Raw genomic sequence first — 17,932 nt, 5'->3', positions numbered from 1 at the left:
GGGGAGGCTTCATGAACACGATCTTTTATGGTTTTGTGATTCTCACCTTCGTCGCGGTCGTACTCGCGATCGAAGGGGGTTATCAATGGTGGAACGCGCGGCACGGTACGGCCGCGCGCCGGATCGAGGCGCGCATCCGCTCGATGTCGGCGGGCGGCAACGTCCAGCAGGAACGGCTGTCGATCCTGAAGAAGCGGATGCTCGACGAATCGAAGCCGTTCGACCGGCTGCTGCTGCGCGTGCCGCGCGTGCACCGGCTCGATCTCGTGATCCAGCAGTCGGGCCTCGACTGGACGCTGCCGAAGCTGATCGTGCTCAGCGCGGTGTTCGCGGCGTTCGCCTGGTTTGCGCTGAGCGTCGCGACGTTGCCGCAGCTCGCGGCGCTGCCGGTCGCGGTGTTCGCCGGATGCCTGCCGATGATGTACGTGATGCGCTGCCGCGGGAAGCGGATGCGCAAGCTCGAGCGGCAGTTGCCGGACATCTGCGACATGATCTCGCGCGCGCTGCGTTCCGGTCATTCGTTCACGAGCACGCTCGGGATGGTCGGCGACGAGTTTCCCGATCCGATGGGCGGCGAGTTCCGCATCACGTTCGACGAAGTGAACTACGGCGTGTCGCTGCACGATGCGCTGATGAACCTCGCGACGCGCGTGCCGGTGCAGGACCTGCGCTACTTCGTGATCGCGGTGCTGATCCAGCGTGAGACGGGCGGCAACCTGGCCGAGCTGCTCGACTGTATCTCCGCGCTGATCCGCGAGCGCTTCAAGCTGTTCGACAAGGTGCGCGTGCTGTCGGCCGAAGGCCGCCTGTCGGCATGGATTCTCGGGCTGCTGCCGTTCGGCACGGCCGCGGTGATGGCGCTGCTGAACCGCGAATTTCTGTCCGTGCTGTGGGAGGATCCGGCGGGGATCAGGATGGTCGGCGGGATGTTGGTGTCGATGTTGTTCGGGCTGTTCTGGATCCGCCGTATCGTCCGCATTCGCGTCTGACGCGCGAGCCGTATAACGAACCATTGCGAGGCTGTCATGCAAAATCTGAGCGTGGTCCAGGCCGTGATGCTGGGCGGCTTGTTCATCTTCGTGGCCGGCGGCGTGCTCGTCGCGATGCTGCTGTTCGCACCGCGTAGCATCCAGCGCCGGCTCCAGCAGGCGGGCGGGGCCGGGGCGGGCGCGACGGGCGCGGCGGGCACGGGAGACGGCGACGACCTGGCGTCGCGCTGGGTCGCGAAGCTGGTCGAGCTGTCCACGCCGATCTCGAAGCTGTCGGTGCCGAAGGAGGGCTGGGAGAATTCGCCGCTGCGCATCCGGCTCATGAATGCCGGCTGGCGCAACCAGAGCGCGGCCGCGCTGTACTTCACCGCGAAGACGGCGCTCGCGCTCGGGCTGCCGTGCGCGGTGCTGCTGGTGCTGCTCCCGACGTCGCTCGGCGACGAACGCGCGATCCTGTCGGCGATCCTCGTCGCGCTCGCCGGGATCGGCTACTACATTCCGAACATCGTGCTGTCGCAGCGGGTCAAGGTGCGCCAGCAGAAGATCTTCGAGGATTTCCCGGACGCGCTCGACCTGCTGACCGTATGCGTCGAAGCGGGGCTCGGGCTCGATGCGGCGCTGATGAAGGTGAGCGAGGAGCTGCGGTTCAGCAGCGAGGTGGTCGCGAGCGAACTCGACCTGCTGCTGCTCGAGATGCGCTCCGGCTTCACGAAGGAAACGGCGCTGCGCAATCTCGCGCTGCGTACCGGTGTGGAGGACATCGAATCGTTCTGCGCGATGCTGATCCAGGCCGATCGCTTCGGCACGAGCATCAGCGAATCGCTGCGCGTGCTGTCCGACATGCTGCGCACGCGGCGGCGGATGCGCGCGGAAGAGCGGGCCGCGAAGATCGCGCTGAAGCTGCTGTTCCCGCTGATCTTCTGCATTTTCCCCGCGTTGATGGTGGTGCTGCTCGGGCCGGCGATGATCCACGTCTATCGCGTGCTGCTGCCGACGTTCGTGGGCATCGGGCAGTGAGCGGCGCGCCGGCGTCGCGCCGGTTTCGTCGATCGAGGTTTTGCGTGCCGGCCGGCCACCCCCGGGCGGCCGGCACGGTAACAGGCTTCATGGAGGCTCCCTCCCCAGGCGGCGCCGCGAGACAGGTTGACCATAGCGGCGTCAAGGCATCCTGGACCCATGGTCGGCCATGGATCAAGCCGTAGTCCACCGCCCGCGCGGGTGGCCCCCTACTGCTAACCTGAATGCCGGCGAAGTTTGCCGGCATCGCGTTGTGCGCTTGAATGCAACGGCACGGCAATACATTGCCTGATATTGAATGACGGCAACGATCCGCGGGATTGTTTACTTCGTTATCCATTGCAATTGCTTCTCGTTCTTTTTTTGCGCACCGCGGGAAAACAGCGCTCAAGAAAGCGATTCGCGCAATGCGTGTCGTCACTCGAGCCGCGCCGTCGGGCAGGGCCCGACCGGCGCTGCGCGATGGGGCATCGCCCGCACGCCGGCGCCATGCGCGCCAGCTGAAAATCTCCTTGAAATACCCGGCCCGAATTTCTACATTATTCAAAATCATGCGTGCATCACGGCACTTACGACGCAAACGTTACACGTGCCGGAAATGCCGAAGAAGAGCACTTGAAAATCAAGAGACTGCCCGACAATACGGAAAACAGGCCAGTCACGCACGATCAAGGCCGGGGGAAACATGAACAAGCAAGCAATGGCAAGCAGGCGGCCTGACGCTTCATCCAGCAGGCATCCGCGAGCCCGCGGCGCGCGCGCGAATCCGCCGCGCACGTTCCCTGGTCCGCTTCCCCCCGATTCCTGAGCGCCGACGCGCGAGCGCGTCCGCAAGACCGTTTCCGCACCGACATCCCGCACGACGAAGCACACGCGAAGCGGCCCGCACACGGCCGGTGGCGTGTCGCGCGTCGGCGGTGCCGGCACGACTATTCGAACGAGGGACCCAGCATGGCCATCGATGTGCCTGTGACACGCCGGACGTTTCTGAAGCTGGCCGGGAGCGGCGCGCTCGTCGCGATCTCGATCACCCATTTGCCGGCGCTGGCGCTCGGCGCGGCCGGGCAGGCGGACGACGACGCGGCCGGGCCGGGCTGGGCGCCGGTGCCCGGCAAGGCGCGCTGGCGGATCGACGGCATCCCGAAGGTCACGGGCCAGAAGATCTACGCACGCGACTTCAAGTCGCGCGACTTCATCGGCTGGCCGCAGCAGGAGAACTGGCTCTATGCGTTGCGGTGCGATCGGGTCGACGCCGTGTACGAAGGCTACGACCTCGGGGTGCTGCCGGCCGAATTGCGGCCGATCGCCGTCGTCGACAACGCGTTGCTGAGTGCGCGACGGATTCCGCTGGCACCCGAGGCCGATCCGATCGCGAACCAGGACATCTACTGGCTCGCGCGCACCGGCCACGCGGCGGATTGCTATGGACAACCGGCCGCGCTGCTGGTCTTCGAGAACTTCGACGTCTATCGTCGCGCGAAGAAGCTGCTCGATTTCAACCGCGGCGTGATCCGTTACGGCGCGCCGGTCAAGCGCCCGACGGCCGCGCAGGCCGTTCCGTTTTCCCCCGTGACCATCTACGTGCGCGACGACGAACGCGGCTTCAACTACGTCGACAAATACCAGGCCGACAGCAACGGCAAGCCGACCGCCGAATACCTGAAGGAACGCGAGGAGGCGGTCGCCAACATCGACGCGACGATTGCCCGCAACGCGGCCGCAGGCGCGTGGATCGGCGTGCGCGCGACCGGCAACGAAGGATTCGAGACCCCGGCGATGGACCCGATGTTCATGGAGCCCGAAGCCGGGCTCGCATGGTACGACCCGTCCGCCGCGAAAATGAGCCTCGTGCTCGGCACGCAGTCGGCGAACGACGATGCGACCGGCGCGCTCGGGCTGTTCCAGGGTAGCGACGTCTCGGTCAAGGAGGCACACGTCATCGCGTGCTATCCGGGCGGTGGCTTCGGCGGGCGCGACAAGTCCTATTTCCCGCTCTATCTCGCGCTCGCGGCGCCGTTCGCGAAGGGCGCGCTACGCTGGCAGCAGTCGCGCTACGAGCAGTTCCAGGTCGGGTTGAAGCGCTGCGAAACGCAGTTCTCCGAATCGCTGTGGTTCAACCGGCGCGGCAAGCTCGAAGCGATCACGTGCGATTTCCTGATGAACGGCGGCGGCAAGAAGAACCTGTCGCCGTACGTCGCGCAGCTCGCCGCGCTGAGCGCGATGAGCTGCTACGAGATTCCGCGTGCACGCGCGCAGGCGGCCTCGACTTACACGCGGGAAGTGTTCGGCGGATCGCAGCGCGGCTTCGGCGGCCCGCAGGCGTTCATGGCGGTCGAGACGCTGATGGACGAGGCCGCGCGCCGGCTCGGGCTCTCGCCGTTCGCGATCCGTCGCGCCAATTTTCTCGGCAGCACGCCCGGGCTCGGCAAGGGGCGCGCGATCACGGGTGCGCCGATCCTGTTCGACCTGCAGCTCGACGCGCTGCTCGACCGGCTCGAACAGCACCCGTTGTGGCGCGAACGCGAGCGCACCCGCGCGGAACGCAGTGCGCGCCATCTCCGCTACGGCGTTGGACTCGCGATGGCGAACGAGGCATACGGCACCTCCGGAGACGGTATGTTCGGGATGGTGCAGATCCTGCCCGACAGCCGGCTGCGCGTGGTCACGCCGTACACCGACATGGGTAACGGCGCGGCCACGACGCTGGGTCTCGCACCGGCCGAATTTCTCGGGCAGAACGCGCAGACCATCGCCATGAGCGAGATCGGCCCGTTCAATGCGCTCGGGCTCACGCGTTCGAGCAACCCGTCGGCCAACCCGAAGACGGTGCGCTACACGTACGGTTCGTCGAGCGCCTGTCTTGGTGCCTTTCACCAGTATCACGCGGTGAAGGGGGCGGCACAGGCCTTGTTCCTGCAAAGCGTGCTGCCGGCTGCCCGTGCGTGGTGGGGCGTGCCCGTGCGGGCCGAGGACGTGCGCTGGGCCAATGGTGCGCTCGTCGCGAACGGCCTCGCGCCGATTTCGTGGCCGGCGCTGCTCGGCACCATCACGAAGCTGGGCCTGCAGACGGTGGCGGCCGTGCATGCGAGCTATGCCGGCTACTTCTGGAAGGGCACCTATCCGTTCGCGTCGGGCAGTGCGCAAATCGACTACGACTATGTGGCGGTCGGCCTCGATCCCTACTTCCTGACGCCGTTGTACCGCACGCTGCAGGCGCCGCCGGTCGACACGAGCCTTTACGGGCGCACGACCTATGCGCCATCGGCGTCGCTCGTCGGCGTGTCCGTCGATCCGGCGAACGGGCGCGTGAAGGTCGAGCGCGTGGTGTCGGCGGTGAGCGTCGGACGGCAGCTGTCGCCGGAGCTCGTCGAAGGACAGTCGCAGGGCGCGGTCGCGATGGGGATCGGCAACGTGCTGACCGAGACGTGTCCGCTCGGCCCCGACGGGCCGGGCGGCGGCAGATGGAACCTCGACCGCTACGAGGTGACGCGCCTGCCCGACATTCCCGAACAGGAACTGATCGCGCTGCCGCCGCCCGGCAACGACCCCGCGAACGCGCGCGGCATCGCGGAAGCGGTGATGTGCCCGATTGCGCCGGCGCTGCTCAATGCGCTGGCGATGGCGACGGGGAAACGGTTCAGGGTCACGCCGGTGACGCCGGACAAGATTCGGGAGGCACTGCAATGAGCGATCCGGTCCGCATGGTCGTGAATGGCCAGCCCGTCGAGGCAGCCGCCGCCGACGCCGACATGAACCTCATCGACTTCCTGCACGAACGACAGGACCTGACGGGCACGAAGCTGTGCTGCGGCATCGGCGTGTGCCGAGCGTGCACGGTCGGCGTGCGCAACACGCCCGATGCGCCGATGGAAAAGACGCTGTCGTGCTCGACGCCGGTCAGCGCGATGGCCGGCATGCACGTGTACACGATCGAGGGGCTCGCGCAGGGCGGCACGCTGTCGCCGCTGCAGCAGAGTTTTCTCGAATCGTTTGCATTCCAGTGCGGATATTGCGCGTCGGGATTCCTGATGGCCGCGACCGCGATGCTCGATCATCTGCGCGCGCAGCCGGTGCATGCCGCCGAACTGGACGCGATGATCGAGACGTGGGTGGGCGGCAACGTGTGCCGTTGCACCGGCTACGTCAAATACATCGAGGCCATTCGCAAGGTGGCGATGCGCTACACGAAGGAGGCGGCATGACGATCAGGACCTGCATCGCGGCGCTGGCGATGCTGCTGGCCGCGCCCGCCTCGTTTGCCGCGGAAGGCGCCGATGCCTCCCTGCACGAGTACGCGCAGCAGTGCACCGACGAAATCGGCGAGATTCCCGCGTTCGACTGCAACAGCGGTACGGACGTGCCGATTACCGTCAACGGCAGCGTGCCCGCGCGGTACACGGCACACATGACCTGCGATCGCCCGGCGCTATTGCCGTACGACGCGCCGACCTCCGGGCAATGCACGCCTTACTCGAAGATCCTCGACCTGTCTCACGGCGACACGCAGATCTCGGCGTTTTGCCGCCGCAAGCAGATCCGCGAGAACCGCAGCCCGTATTACGACGAAGTCGACATCGTGCTGCACCACGTGCGCAACGGCAAGACCTGCTGGTTTCATGCGGACAAGGGTGGCACGGGCGGCATGGACGCGTCGCGCGTGCCGCCGCCGAACGAGAAGACACCGCCGCCCGGTCGGCCGTCGGCCGCGGAGTTCTGGTGGAAGCCGGCTGCGACCGCGACGAAGCGCTGCGTGTCGTGCCACGACGCGAGCCCGGTCATGTACAGCCCGTGGATCGGGCAGGTGTGGAACCGCGTGCCGACCGATCCGTGGGGCAAGTACGTCAATCTCGGTGCCGACTTCGCGTCATGGACGTCGCACGCGATCAGCACGCCCGGCAACACCTGCATCGGCTGCCACCGGATCGGCGACCAGAACAGTTGCAAGATCTACGTGCCGCTCGCCGCCGGGTTGCTGCCGCCGCCGAAAGGCAGCAACCAGCTGGCGAGCAGTTATCCGCTGACGCACTGGATGCCGATCGACAACAACCGCAGCCGCGACGAATGGAACGCGGCCAACGTGAAGTCGGTGAGCGACCTGCTCGAGTGCTGTTCGGCGCGGGGCAAGAACGATCCGAAGTGCTCGTTCACGCCGGCGGCGCAGGCGGCGAAGTAGGGGGCCGACGAGCGGCCCCCTCCGCATGCCCGCATGCTGGCGATCGAGTCGGCCGCGGGCCGGCATCTCATCTGAATCCCGGACGATGCGCCGCGCCGGATATCGGCTGCGCACGTTGCGCGTAATGTGTCGGAAAGGTTCCACCCACACGACTGTCTCATCCGCCGAGCCAATCGCATCGATGCCTTGAGTTTCATCATCCGCCGCGCTACATTGCCGCTCGCAGCATTCCGCACGGACTCCTGCGCATCCTGTAACGCGTACGTAAGGAATCCCCGATGGGGCAACAGGCGGAAGGCAACGACGACATTCCCGGCAACCCGGCCGGCCGCGACGCAGTCGCGCCGGTCGCAGGCGCCGCCGCGTTGCTGGTCGCCACGCTCGGCGCGCTGGGCGCGGTCGACTTCCTGCCCGCCGACCTGCGCTGGTGCGCGCCGCTTGCCAGCGCCTGGTGCAACGTACTCGTCGTCGCGATCGGCGTGCTGCTCGCCGGCCGCGCACGCCGCCATCCTCCCGACATATCGGCCGCCACGCTGCTCGGCGACTGGCTGCGCGATGCATTCAGCCGCAAGCACGAGCCGGAACACGACGCCAACCCGTGGCCGGCGATCGCCGCCGCGATCGACTGGCGGCCGTGGGCCGTTGCCGGAGGCGGGGTGCTCTCCGTCGCGCTTGCCGCGCTCGCGTGGCAGCCGCCGTCTCCCGCGTTGCTGGTTCGCGCGATGGCAGCGCCCGAACCCACGCTTGCGGCCGGCGCCGCATGCATCGTCCTCGCCTTTCTGACACTCGTCGCCGAACGCCATCATGCGGCGGCCGCCAGTCGTTCGGCGGTGTCCGCGTCACTCACGCGGGTGCTGCGCGTGGCGCTCGTCACCGCGCTCGCGGGTGTGCTGGCCGCCGCGTGGTTCGCGTTCCGGCACCGCACGGCCGACAGGCTCGTGCAGGCGGCCGCGCTGCTCAATGCGGCCGTCGCCGCCGAACTGGCCTTGCGCGGCGTGCTGTCGTGGTTTGCGGTGCCGCGCGGTGCCGTCGTGCCGACCAGCGCGATCGCCGGGCTGCTGAGCCGGCGCCCGTCGCCGTTCGCGTCGCTCGGCGCGGAACTGCGCCATCGTTACGGCATCGACCTGCGGCAGAGCTGGGGCTGGCGCAGCTTCGTACGGTTGCTGCCCGGCGCGCTTGCGGCCACCGTTGCGTGCGCATGGCTGCTCACCGCCGTCGTCGTGCTGAACCCGGAGCAGCGCGCGGTCTATGAGCGCTTCGGCGCGCCGGTCGCGGTCTGGCAGCCGGGGCTGCACGTCGGTTTGCCCTGGCCGTTCGGGCGCGCGCGCATCGTCGACAACGGCGCGGTGCACCAGGTCGCGATCGCGGGCAGTGCGAACGACGGCAGCGCCGATACGACGCCCGTGCCGGCCGACGGCCCGACGCCCGAACGCCTCGACCGCTTGTGGGATGTGCCGCATCCATGGGAAACCACCCAGGTGATCGCGGGCGCGAACGGCGACCGCCAGAACTTCCAGATCGTCAACGCGGACGTGCGGGTCGACTACCGGCTCGGCCTGACCGATGCCGACGCGCGCGCGGCGCTCTATCGCACGATCGACCCGGAAAGCACGGTCCGTACGAGCGCCAATCGCGAACTCGTGCATTACCTCGCGTCGCATACGCTCGAATCGCTGCTCGAAACCAATCAGGCCGCGATGGCCGATCAGTTGAAGCACGCGATCCAGCAGCAGCTCGACCGGTTGCAAAGCGGCGTCGACGTGATCGCGGTCGTGATCGAGAGCGTGCATCCGCCGACCGGTGCGGCGGCCGCCTTCCACGACGTGCAGGCCGCGCAGATCCGCGCGCAGGGCAGTGTCGCGCAGGCACGCGGCTTCGCGGCCGGCCTGCTCGGCAATGCGCAGCAGCAGGCGCTCGAACGGGTCGCGCACGCCGAAGCGCAGGCCGGCGACACGGTGTCGTCGGCGCGTGTGCAGCAGATCGATTTCGACGCCGACCTGGTCGCGTACCGGCTCGGCGGCCCCGCGTTTCCGTTCGAGTATTACCTCGACCGGCTGCAACGCGGCCTGCGCAATGCGCGCATGACGATCATCGACGACCGGCTTGCCGACGGCACGCGGGCGACCGTCGATCTTCGCAATACTCCTGCCGGCGATCTGGCCGGCATCCATTGACATGTCGCGGCGTCATCCGTGCGGGCGGCGCAACACGGCGGCAAGCCGTGCCGCCGCACCGCACGCGGACGACGCCGCACCCGGGGCGACAACGTGAGTCTGTTTCATTCGCACGCGCATGACCATGCGCACCACGGCCATGGCCACGGCCACCCTCATCACGCGCACCACGGTGCGCCGCAGCCGCCCGGCGCGTTTCGCCTGCGCGTGGCCGTCGCGGTGCTGTGCGTGCTCGTCGCGCTCGCGGTCGCGAGCTTCGTGCAGGTGCGTGCCGGCGAGGCGTCGGTGGTCACGCGCTTCGGGCGGCCCGTGCGGGTGTTGCTCGAACCCGGGCTCGCGTGGCGCCTGCCCGCGCCGATCGATGCGGTGACGCCCGTCGACCTGCGCCTGCACACCACGTCGAGCGGCCTGCAGGACGTCGGCACCCGCGACGGGCTGCGCATCATCGTCGAGGCGTACGTCGCATGGCGCGTGCCGGCCGATGGGCGCGACATCGGGCGCTTCATGCGCGCGGTCGGCAACGAGCCGGACGAAGCCGCGCGGCAGATCCGCTCGCTCGTCGGCTCCGCGCTGCAGACGACGTCCGCCGGGTACGATCTCGCGTCGCTCGTGAACACCGATCCGGCCCAGGTGAAGATCGGCGAATTCGAAGATGCACTGCGCCGGCAGATCGACGCGCAGCTCTATGCGGCGTACGGCGTGCGCGTCGCCCAGGTGGGGCTCGAACGGCTCACGCTGCCGGCCGTCACGCTCGCCGCGACGGTCGACCGGATGAGCGCCGAACGCGAGACCGTGGCCGCGCAGCGTACCGCCGACGGCAATCGCGAGGCCGCACAGATCCGCTCGGACGCCGAGCGCGACGCGCGCATCGCGCTGGCCGATGCGAACGTGAAGGCGGCCGGCATCGAAGCGCAATCGCGCAAGGACGCGGCCGACATCTACGGCAAGAGCTATGCGGGCAACCCGCACCTGTACACGATGCTGCGTTCGCTCGACACGCTGAACGCGGTGGTCGGCACCAATACGAACCTGATCCTGCGCACCGACGCCGCACCGTTCCGCGTGCTCGTGCAGGGCCCCGCCGACACGGCGGCGCAGGCACCGCCGGCGCCGAAGGCGCACAGGGCCGCGCGATGAGCGAGCCGTCCGCACCGCCGCTCGGGCCGGGCGCGCAGGCCGTGCGCCTGTCGTTCTGGTTCGTCGCCGCGCTCGCGGTGCTCGCCGCATGCGCGTGGGCCGGCTCGAACATCCGGCGGATTCCGGCGGACAGCCGCGCGGTCGTGATGCGTTTCGGCGTACTCGTGCGCACCCAGGACGCCGGACTCGTGATCGCATGGCCGCAGCCGTTCGAATCGGTCCTGCTCGTGCCGGGCGCCGCGCGCGTGCTCGAGCAGCGGATCCGCTCGCTCGACCGCGATCCGCGCGCGCTTGCGCTGCCCGCGCAGGGCGTCGCGCGGCTGCCCGATGCGCTCGCCGGTTCCGGCTACGTGCTGACCGGCGACGGCGGCGCGGTCGCGTTGAGCGCGGTGCTCTACTACCGGGTCAGCGATCCGTACGCGTACGTGCTGCAGCGGGACCGTCTCGACGCGGCGCTCGAACGGATCGTGTCCGCGTCGGCCGTCGAGGTTGCGGCGGCCCGCGATCTCGACGCGATCCTGGTCGCGCGCCCCGAGCAACTGGCCGCCGACCGTCAGATGGCCGCGCGTCGCGAACGGTTGCGCGGCGATCTCGCCGATGCGATCGCGCGGCACCTGCGCGCCCTCGACGCGGCGCACGCGGGGCTCGGCGTCGAAGTCGCGCGCGTCGACGTGCAGCCCGCGTTTCCGGGTGCGGCCGCCGATGCGTTCAACGCGGTGCTGACGTCGCTGCAGGTCGCCGAGCGGACCATCGCGCAAGCCCGGACCGCCGCCGAACAGCGGCGCCAGGATGCGCAGCAGGACGCCGATCGCATCGTCCAGGACGCGCAGGCCCACGCGGCCGAGCGCGTCGCGACCGCGCAGACCGACACGCTGGAAATCCGGCAGCTCGACGCGACGCTCCGCGAGAACGGCGATCCGGGGCTGCTGGCGCGGCTGTATCGCGATCGCGTGCAGCGCGTGCTGTCGAAAGCCGGGCGCGTGACGACGATCGATCCGCACGACACCTCCAACCTGATCCTGCCCGGAAACGCCCGATGAATTCGCTCGCCGAACCGGCCACCCAATCGGACGCCGCGCCCGCCGGAGCGACGGCCTACGCGCTGTCCACCGACGAACGCCGCACGATCACGCGGCAGATCGCGCTGGCGCTGCTCGCGGGCGGCCTGCTCGTGCTGTCGTTCGCATGGCGCATGCTGTCGGCCGGCGGCGACACGCTCGCGCAACTGCTCGCCGCGCTCGCGTCGCTGATCGTCGCGGGGCCCGTGTTTGCGAGTGCGTGGCACAGCCTGCGCGCGCCGAGCCTGCACGGCGTGACCGACCGCCTGATCGCGCTCGCGATGCTGGCCGCGTGGGCGATCGGCGACATGACGACGGCCGCGCTGCTGCCGATCGTGATGACCTTCGGCCATGCACTGGAAGAGCGCAGCGTGCTCGGCTCGCAGGAGGCGATCCGCGCGCTCGGCCGGCTGACGGCAGGCCGCGTGCGACGTATCGGCACCGACGGCAGTGTGGTCGAAGTCGCGTATGACGCGCTGCGTGCGGGCGATCGCATCGAAGTGGTGGCCGGCGCGCGCATTCCGGTCGACGGCGTGGTGGTGGCGGGTACGTCGAGCGTCGACAACGGGCCGATCACCGGCGAATCCGTGCCGCACGACGTCGATGCGGGCAGCACCGTGTACGGCGGCGCATTGAATCTCGATGGCGTGCTGCGCATCGACGTCACGCACACCGGCAAGGATTCGACGCTCGGCAAGATCATTGCGCTGATGCAGCATGCGGAACAGGCGAAACCGCCCGTCACGCAGGTGCTCGAGCGGCACATGGGCGCGTATCTCGCGCTCGTCCTGCTGATCGCGGCGATCGTCTGGTTCACGTCCGCGAATGCGTCGGCGATGCTCGCGGTCATCGTTGCCGCGTGCCCGTGCGCGCTGGTGCTCGCCGCGCCGTCCACGGCCATTGCCGGGATCGCGGTCGGCGCGCGGCACGGCATCCTGTTTCGTAATGCCGCATTTCTCGACAAGATCGCCGAGGTCGATTCGCTCGTCATCGACAAGACGGGCACGCTCACCCGCGGGGAATTGCAGGTCCGGCAGGTGTGGCTGCAGCCCGGCGTCGACGGTGCGCAGGCGCGTGCGCTGGCCGCGCGTCTCGGCGCAAGCAGCGCGCATCCGGCGAGCCGCGCGCTCGTTCGCGATGCCGCCGCGTCCGGCCTGACCAGCGCTGCCGTTGCGCCGTTCGAGCGCACGCGGGAATTGCGCGGGCTCGGCGTCGTCGCCGACACGCCGGACGGCACGGCGGCACTCGGCCGGCCCGCGCTGCTCGCCGACCATGTCGGAGATCTGCCGTCACCCCCCGAGGGATTCGACGGGCCGATCGTCGGCCTCGTGCTCGACGGGCGGCTGCTCGCGTGGTTCGGTTTCGCGGATACCTTGCGGCCCGATGCAGGCGACGCGCTAGCCGAACTGCGGACGCTGGGCCTTGCGCGGCAGACCCTGTTGACCGGTGACCTCGAGCGCGTGGCCAGCAAGGTCGCGGCCGACACGGGCATCGAGACGGTGGTCGCGCAGGCACTGCCGCACGACAAGCTCGATTACGTGATGCGCGAGATTGGCGCGGGCCTGCATCCGCTCGTCGTCGGCGACGGGCTGAACGACGTGCTGGCGATCAAGGCCGGCTCGACGAGCATCGCAATGGGCGAGCGCGGCGTCGACATCGCGATCGCGTCGGCCGACGTCGTGCTGCTGGGCGACGATCTGCGCCGGATTCCGACCTGCATCCGCCTCGGCCGCCAATGCCGGCGCACGGCGACGACCAATGCGGCGATCGGTCTCGCGTGGACGCTCGCGGTGATCGCGCTCGCCGCGACCGGGATGCTCGGCGCGGTGTGGGCGGCGATCCTGCACAACGTCGGCACGTTCATCGTGATCGCGAACGCGGGGCGGCTGCTGCGGATCGACGAGGACGTTCACGGCGCGTGAGCGGTGGAGGGGGCGATCGTTTAAACGACACCCGTCATCATGCGGAGGTTATTTGCGAGTCAGCCGACACGGTCGACAGCATTCATTCGAACGTGGGCAATTGCACCCTCACGTCGCAGTGTGACGAAACTACATAGCCGCAGGGGTCGCCATGACTGTCCGAAGGATCATATCCAGGAGTATGGGTTGCATCGTGCTCGGCGTTGCCGGGGTGCTGGCTGCCTGTCATGGAACCGGGCGCGCGCAGGCCGAGCTCGTTGTCGACTGCCCGCGCGCCGACGTCTGGAACGTTGTCGCGGATGGCGCGGCATACGCGGACTGGAATCCGTTCATTACGCGCGTCGACGGCGAATTCAAGGAGGGAACGAAGGTGCGGATTGTCATGGGTACGGGGCCCGACGCAATGACGTTCACGCCGACGGTCCTGGTTGTGCAGCCGGGAAGTGGCCTTTGCTGGCGCGGTAGCGTATGGATCCGGGGGATCTTCGACGGCGAGCATTGTATTCACCTGTCGTCGGTGGGGAGCCATACGCTTGTCGTGCAGTCGGAGCGCTTCACGGGGGTGCTTGCCGGGCGGTTGACGGAAGGTATCGTGCGAGACACGCAAGCGCAGTTTCAGGCCATGAATACTGCACTTAAGCGACGAGTGGAGTCGGCAGCGGGGTTGTGAGCGCAATCCGATTCGGTCGATACCAGCCGTGAGGAAGGACCGTCACCGTTTGTCGCATGGTAGGGCATGGGTCATTGACCGCTTTCGATGATGTTGCCGATGCGCGAACGTGGGTGTCGCTCAACGACACCCCGTCCCCGTCACTGAAAGTGATGCACATACCGCAGCACCATCCGCGTGCCTTGCGGCCGGTTCCGCGCATAGGTCTCGAAGTACGCGTTGAACATCAGATGATCCTGCTGCGAGAAGCTGACCATCGCCCCCGGGCCGATCGCGAACACGGCCTCGCGCGTGCCCGGCACGTCCTGCCCGTTTTCCTTCATGTCGGTGGTCTGGCGCAGCCAGTAGCCGTTGAGCCCGAGCCGCAGGCCGGGGCGCACTTCGTACTCGGTCGCGAAGTTCGCGTGGATCGCCTGGCCGGCCTGCGTCGACGTCACGTCCGGCCCGAGCGACGTGGCCGGCTGGTGGTTGGTCGCGTTCCACAGATAATGCAGCCGCCACGACACGGTCCATTTGGGCGTGAGCCACAGCGTCGCTGCCCAGTACGGATCGAACGACCAGACATGGCTGCCGGGATTGATCGCGCGTGACGGGTCGTACGCGCCGGTCGGCGCGATGAACTGAAATTCCACGCGCTGCGCGAAGCGCGGGCCTTGCGCGCCCATCACCGGGTCGAACTGGATGAACGGGCCGATCAGCAGGTCGCCGAAGCCGGCGCGCGCATTCAGCGCGACGTTGCCGATCCCGTCGTCGGTTCGCGCGGACGCGATCCACGGCAGGATCACGTCGAGGCCGGGATGCATGCCCGCGTACGTCAGCGGCGACTGATAGACGAGCTGGCTCAGCCCCGCGAACAGGTCGATGTCCTGCTTCGGCAGCCCGACCTTGTTGCCCGCATTGTCGTTGACGCGGCCGGCCGTGTAGTACTGCAGGTACTGGGTGCCGTACCAGCCGGAGCCGGCCGGCGGCATCCCGTCGAGGAAGCTGGTCATGCCGAGGTTGATCGCCGGCAGGTCGGCTGCGCCGGCCGGCGCACCTGCGGCCATGCCGGCGATCGTGAGGCCTGCGACGACGAGCACGCGAGAGCCGAATTTCATGTTCACCACCTCCTGTTGATTTATTGGTATAACTAATCAAACGACACGAAAAAGATCGGGATGATCGGCGATCGCGCGATACTGGCCGGCATGGAACACGAGCGGCGCTTTTCCGAACGTGTCGAACTGTTCGATCCGGCCGATGAAGAGCAGGTGATCGCCGCCTTCGTAATGGCCGACGTTGCGACACACGAAGCGCGCGCTTGCACCGTCGAGGCAGGGCACGCCGCCGGTTTCCGAATCCACGTGAAGCACGCCGTCGAACTTGTCGGCGCTGGGCGTCGCGAAGCGGCGCGACAGGTCGATCTGGTCGTGCGCGAGGATGTTGATCGCGAAATGGGTGGCCGCGACGAAATCCGGGCGGCTCGGCGCGACCTTGCGCAGGCTCCACAGCACGAGCGGGGGATCGAGCGACAGCGACGAGAACGAATTGGCGGTGAGGCCCACCTTGCGTCCGTCGGTCGCGCACGTGGTGATCACGGTCACGCCGGTCGGAAATTGCCCGAACGCGGCGCGCAACTGCAGCGGGTCGAGGGCCGGGCGATCGGTAGCGGTCGTTTCCATCCCGGTTACTCCGTGCGTGCGCTGTGTTCGCGGATCATCGCCGCGCAGGCCGACGGCTCGAACCACCACGGCGAGAAGCGGCGCGGATCGTCGAAGCCGTCGACGATCGTCGCGGCGAGCGACGGCAACTGGCCGGCCGCGCCGAGCAGCTCGAGGATGTGCGGCGGTGGCGGCGTGAGCAGCGAGTTGGTCCAGCGCACGACGTGCTGCGCATACGCCCAGTAGCCTTCGAACGTCTGCTGCATCCAGTCTTCGCCGAACGGTGCGGCGTCGCGCGCGACGATCGCATCGAAATACGCTTTCGCGCATTTCGCGGCGTTGTTCGATCCCTGGCCGGTGATCGGATCGTTGACGACCACCGCATCGGCCATTCCGAACACCGTGCGGCCCGACGGCAACCGGAAGAACGGCTTGCGCACCGTCGGCGCGAAGCGCCCGGCCAGCGTGCCGTTCGGATCGGTGAGCTCGACGTCGCGGCAGCGTTCGAATTCCCACGGCACGTACTGCTGCAGGAACGACAGGCTGCGGTCCAGATGCTGCTCCGGCGTCTTCACGTCGGCCCAGCAGTCGAGCGGGCCGCCCGGAATGCCTTCGAACACCATGATTTCGCACGGGCCCGTCGTGGTCAGCGCGGGGAACACGAAGTACTCGCCGATGCCCGGCAGCAGGTTGAAGCGCACGCGCGAATACGGCTGGCTCGGCGTCATCGCTTTCACGTAGGTGAGGGCCAGCGCGCGTTGCGGGCGGTCGAACGCGCTGCGTGCGTCGTCGCGGCCGAGCAGGTTGACGATCTCGCCCTTGCCGGCCGCAAGCAGCACGAGGTCGTGGCTGCGCGCCAGTTCCTCGAGTTCGGGCACGCCGACGTCGGCAATGCGCACGTCCGCGCCCCGGCGCTTCACGCCGTCGAGCCAGTCGGCCATCTTCACGCGCTGGTCGACCGACTGCGCATAGCGGGTCAGCCGCGACGACCAGTCGATCACCTTGCGGCCGTTGCCGTCCGGATGCGGCACCGCGATGCCGATCCCTTCGACGGACGGACACGCTTCCTCCCAGGCGTTCAGGCCGAGGTCGCGCTCGATCTGCAACGACGTGTGGAACATGCACTGGCTCGACATGACCTTGCCGGTGCGGATCTGTTCGGCGTCGCGGTTGGTCGCGAGCGTGACGTGGTAGCCCTGGTCGAGCAGGGCGAAGGCGAGTTGCAGGCCGGACTGGCCGGCGCCGACGATGGCGATGCGTCTCATGGGTATGTCCTTGGTTGGCCGGATGCCGGCCGGAATCGAAATGATTGCGGGAAGCGGCGGTGAGGAACGGTCACTCCGCGAGACGCGGAATGGCCGGCGCCGCCTGTTCGGGGCCCATCGCGGAATAGCCGCCATCCACCGCGTAGTCGGCGCCCGTCACGAAGCTCGCCGCGTCGCTGCACAGGAACGTCACGACCTGCGCGACCTCCGACGGATCGCCGACCCGGCCGAGCAGGTGGAACGGCGCGGCGACGCGATCGGTCTTCGCGCGATCGCCGTGCGTCAGCTCGTCCATCACGCGCGACCACGTCCAGCCCGGCGACACCGAGTTGACGCGAATGCGGTCGGGCGCGAGATCCATCGCCATGCTGCGCGTGAGCTGGCGGATCGCCGCCTTCGACGTGGGGTACAGCCAGCGGCCGGTTTGCGCGCACTGGGCCGAGATCGAGCTGAAGTTCACGATCGCGCCGCCGCCGCGCCGGACCAGGTGCGGATGCACCGCCTTGGCGAGCATCGCCGCCGACACGACGTTGACGTCCATCGCGGCGAGCCAGTCGTTGCGGGTCGCCTGGATCCCGTTGTCGACGTAGCTGCACGCGAGGTTGACGAGCACGTCGATCGCGCCGAACCGCTGGACGATGGCCGATACCGCGTGCTCGATCGCGCGATCGTCGGTGATGTCGAGCGCGACGAACATCGCCCGTTCGCCGAGCGAATCGGCCACGCGCGCGCCGTTCCCGGCATCGAGATCGAGGATCGCGACGCACGCACCGGCGCGGCTCAGGTCCTGCGCGACCGCGGCGCCGATCAGCGTGGCGCCGCCGGTGACGATCGCGACTTTGCCAGCAAGGGCAGTCATGGGGTCTCTCCGGAAATCGTGGGGTGAG

At 68.4% G+C, this 17,932-nt stretch carries 15 protein-coding genes; 11 read left to right on the top strand and 4 right to left on the bottom strand.

Translation table 11 applies throughout. The features are described 5' to 3' along the window. Positions 1-11: 11 nt before the first annotated feature. The 11 genes from FFS49_RS07490 (at position 12) to FFS49_RS07440 (ending at position 14,140) form a co-directional block, all read left to right on the top strand. Positions 12-989 carry a type II secretion system F family protein gene (locus FFS49_RS07490; RefSeq protein ID WP_071335936.1) on the top strand — a complete coding sequence of 326 codons (978 nt, stop codon included), beginning with the start codon at positions 12-14 and terminating at the stop codon, positions 987-989. Positions 990-1,025: 36 nt separating this feature from the next. After that, positions 1,026-2,006: a type II secretion system F family protein gene (locus tag FFS49_RS07485; protein ID WP_105817106.1), complete on the top strand. Its 981-nt coding sequence runs from the start codon at positions 1,026-1,028 to the stop codon at positions 2,004-2,006. 298 nt (positions 2,007-2,304) lie between these two features. Beyond that, the gene (locus FFS49_RS07480) at positions 2,305-2,625 is read left to right on the top strand and encodes a hypothetical protein (protein WP_137909727.1); all 321 of its coding nucleotides are present in this window, start codon (positions 2,305-2,307) and stop codon (positions 2,623-2,625) included. A 332-nt stretch (positions 2,626-2,957) separates the two neighbouring features. Beyond that, positions 2,958-5,693 carry a molybdopterin cofactor-binding domain-containing protein gene (locus FFS49_RS07475; RefSeq protein ID WP_105817105.1) on the top strand — a complete coding sequence of 912 codons (2,736 nt, stop codon included), beginning with the start codon at positions 2,958-2,960 and terminating at the stop codon, positions 5,691-5,693. Continuing rightward, positions 5,690-6,208, top strand: a complete 519-nt coding sequence (locus tag FFS49_RS07470) for a (2Fe-2S)-binding protein (protein WP_046546963.1) — start codon at positions 5,690-5,692, stop codon at positions 6,206-6,208. Before FFS49_RS07475 ends, FFS49_RS07470 begins: the two co-directional genes overlap by 4 nt. Further along, entirely contained in the window at positions 6,205-7,179 is a 975-nt protein-coding gene (locus FFS49_RS07465; protein ID WP_089464041.1) for a hypothetical protein, read from the top strand. Before FFS49_RS07470 ends, FFS49_RS07465 begins: the two co-directional genes overlap by 4 nt. 278 nt (positions 7,180-7,457) lie before the next feature. After that, positions 7,458-9,353 (top strand): protease modulator HflK, encoded by a 1,896-nt coding sequence (locus tag FFS49_RS07460; RefSeq protein WP_105817104.1) that lies wholly within the window; start codon positions 7,458-7,460, stop codon positions 9,351-9,353. A gap of 93 nt (positions 9,354-9,446) precedes the next feature. Then, entirely contained in the window at positions 9,447-10,490 is a 1,044-nt protein-coding gene (locus tag FFS49_RS07455) for a protease modulator HflC (RefSeq protein WP_105817160.1), read from the top strand. Continuing rightward, complete coding sequence (locus tag FFS49_RS07450; RefSeq protein ID WP_105817103.1) at positions 10,487-11,530, top strand: SPFH domain-containing protein; 1,044 nt, start codon at positions 10,487-10,489, stop codon at positions 11,528-11,530. Before FFS49_RS07455 ends, FFS49_RS07450 begins: the two co-directional genes overlap by 4 nt. Next, positions 11,527-13,470 carry a heavy metal translocating P-type ATPase gene (locus tag FFS49_RS07445; RefSeq protein WP_105817102.1) on the top strand — a complete coding sequence of 648 codons (1,944 nt, stop codon included), beginning with the start codon at positions 11,527-11,529 and terminating at the stop codon, positions 13,468-13,470. The genes FFS49_RS07450 and FFS49_RS07445 overlap by 4 nt, the downstream gene beginning before the upstream one ends. A gap of 181 nt (positions 13,471-13,651) precedes the next feature. Beyond that, entirely contained in the window at positions 13,652-14,140 is a 489-nt protein-coding gene (locus tag FFS49_RS07440) for an SRPBCC domain-containing protein (RefSeq protein ID WP_171026733.1), read from the top strand. Between the two features lie 140 nt (positions 14,141-14,280). Here the strand turns inward: FFS49_RS07440 and FFS49_RS07435 are convergent, their stop codons facing one another. From FFS49_RS07435 to FFS49_RS07420, 4 genes are all read right to left on the bottom strand, one after another. Next, positions 14,281-15,237, bottom strand: a complete 957-nt coding sequence (locus tag FFS49_RS07435; protein WP_105817100.1) for a transporter — start codon at positions 15,235-15,237, stop codon at positions 14,281-14,283. Positions 15,238-15,273: 36 nt separating this feature from the next. Further along, positions 15,274-15,801, bottom strand: coding sequence for a flavin reductase family protein (locus FFS49_RS07430; protein WP_105817099.1), 528 nt, complete (start codon positions 15,799-15,801; stop codon positions 15,274-15,276). Positions 15,802-15,806: 5 nt separating this feature from the next. Further along, positions 15,807-17,045, bottom strand: a complete 1,239-nt coding sequence (locus tag FFS49_RS07425; protein ID WP_105817098.1) for a styrene monooxygenase/indole monooxygenase family protein — start codon at positions 17,043-17,045, stop codon at positions 15,807-15,809. Positions 17,046-17,115: 70 nt separating this feature from the next. Beyond that, on the bottom strand, positions 17,116-17,904 hold the full coding sequence (locus tag FFS49_RS07420; RefSeq protein ID WP_105817097.1) for an SDR family oxidoreductase: 789 nt from the start codon (positions 17,902-17,904) through the stop codon (positions 17,116-17,118). Positions 17,905-17,932 lie beyond the last annotated feature (28 nt).

The sequence above is a fragment of the Burkholderia sp. 4NA327C6 genome (assembly GCF_005502655.1).
GTDB lineage: Bacteria > Pseudomonadota > Gammaproteobacteria > Burkholderiales > Burkholderiaceae > Burkholderia > Burkholderia contaminans.
Note: the sequence above shows the minus strand (reverse complement) of the source record. Positions and strands in the feature narration are given on the sequence as shown.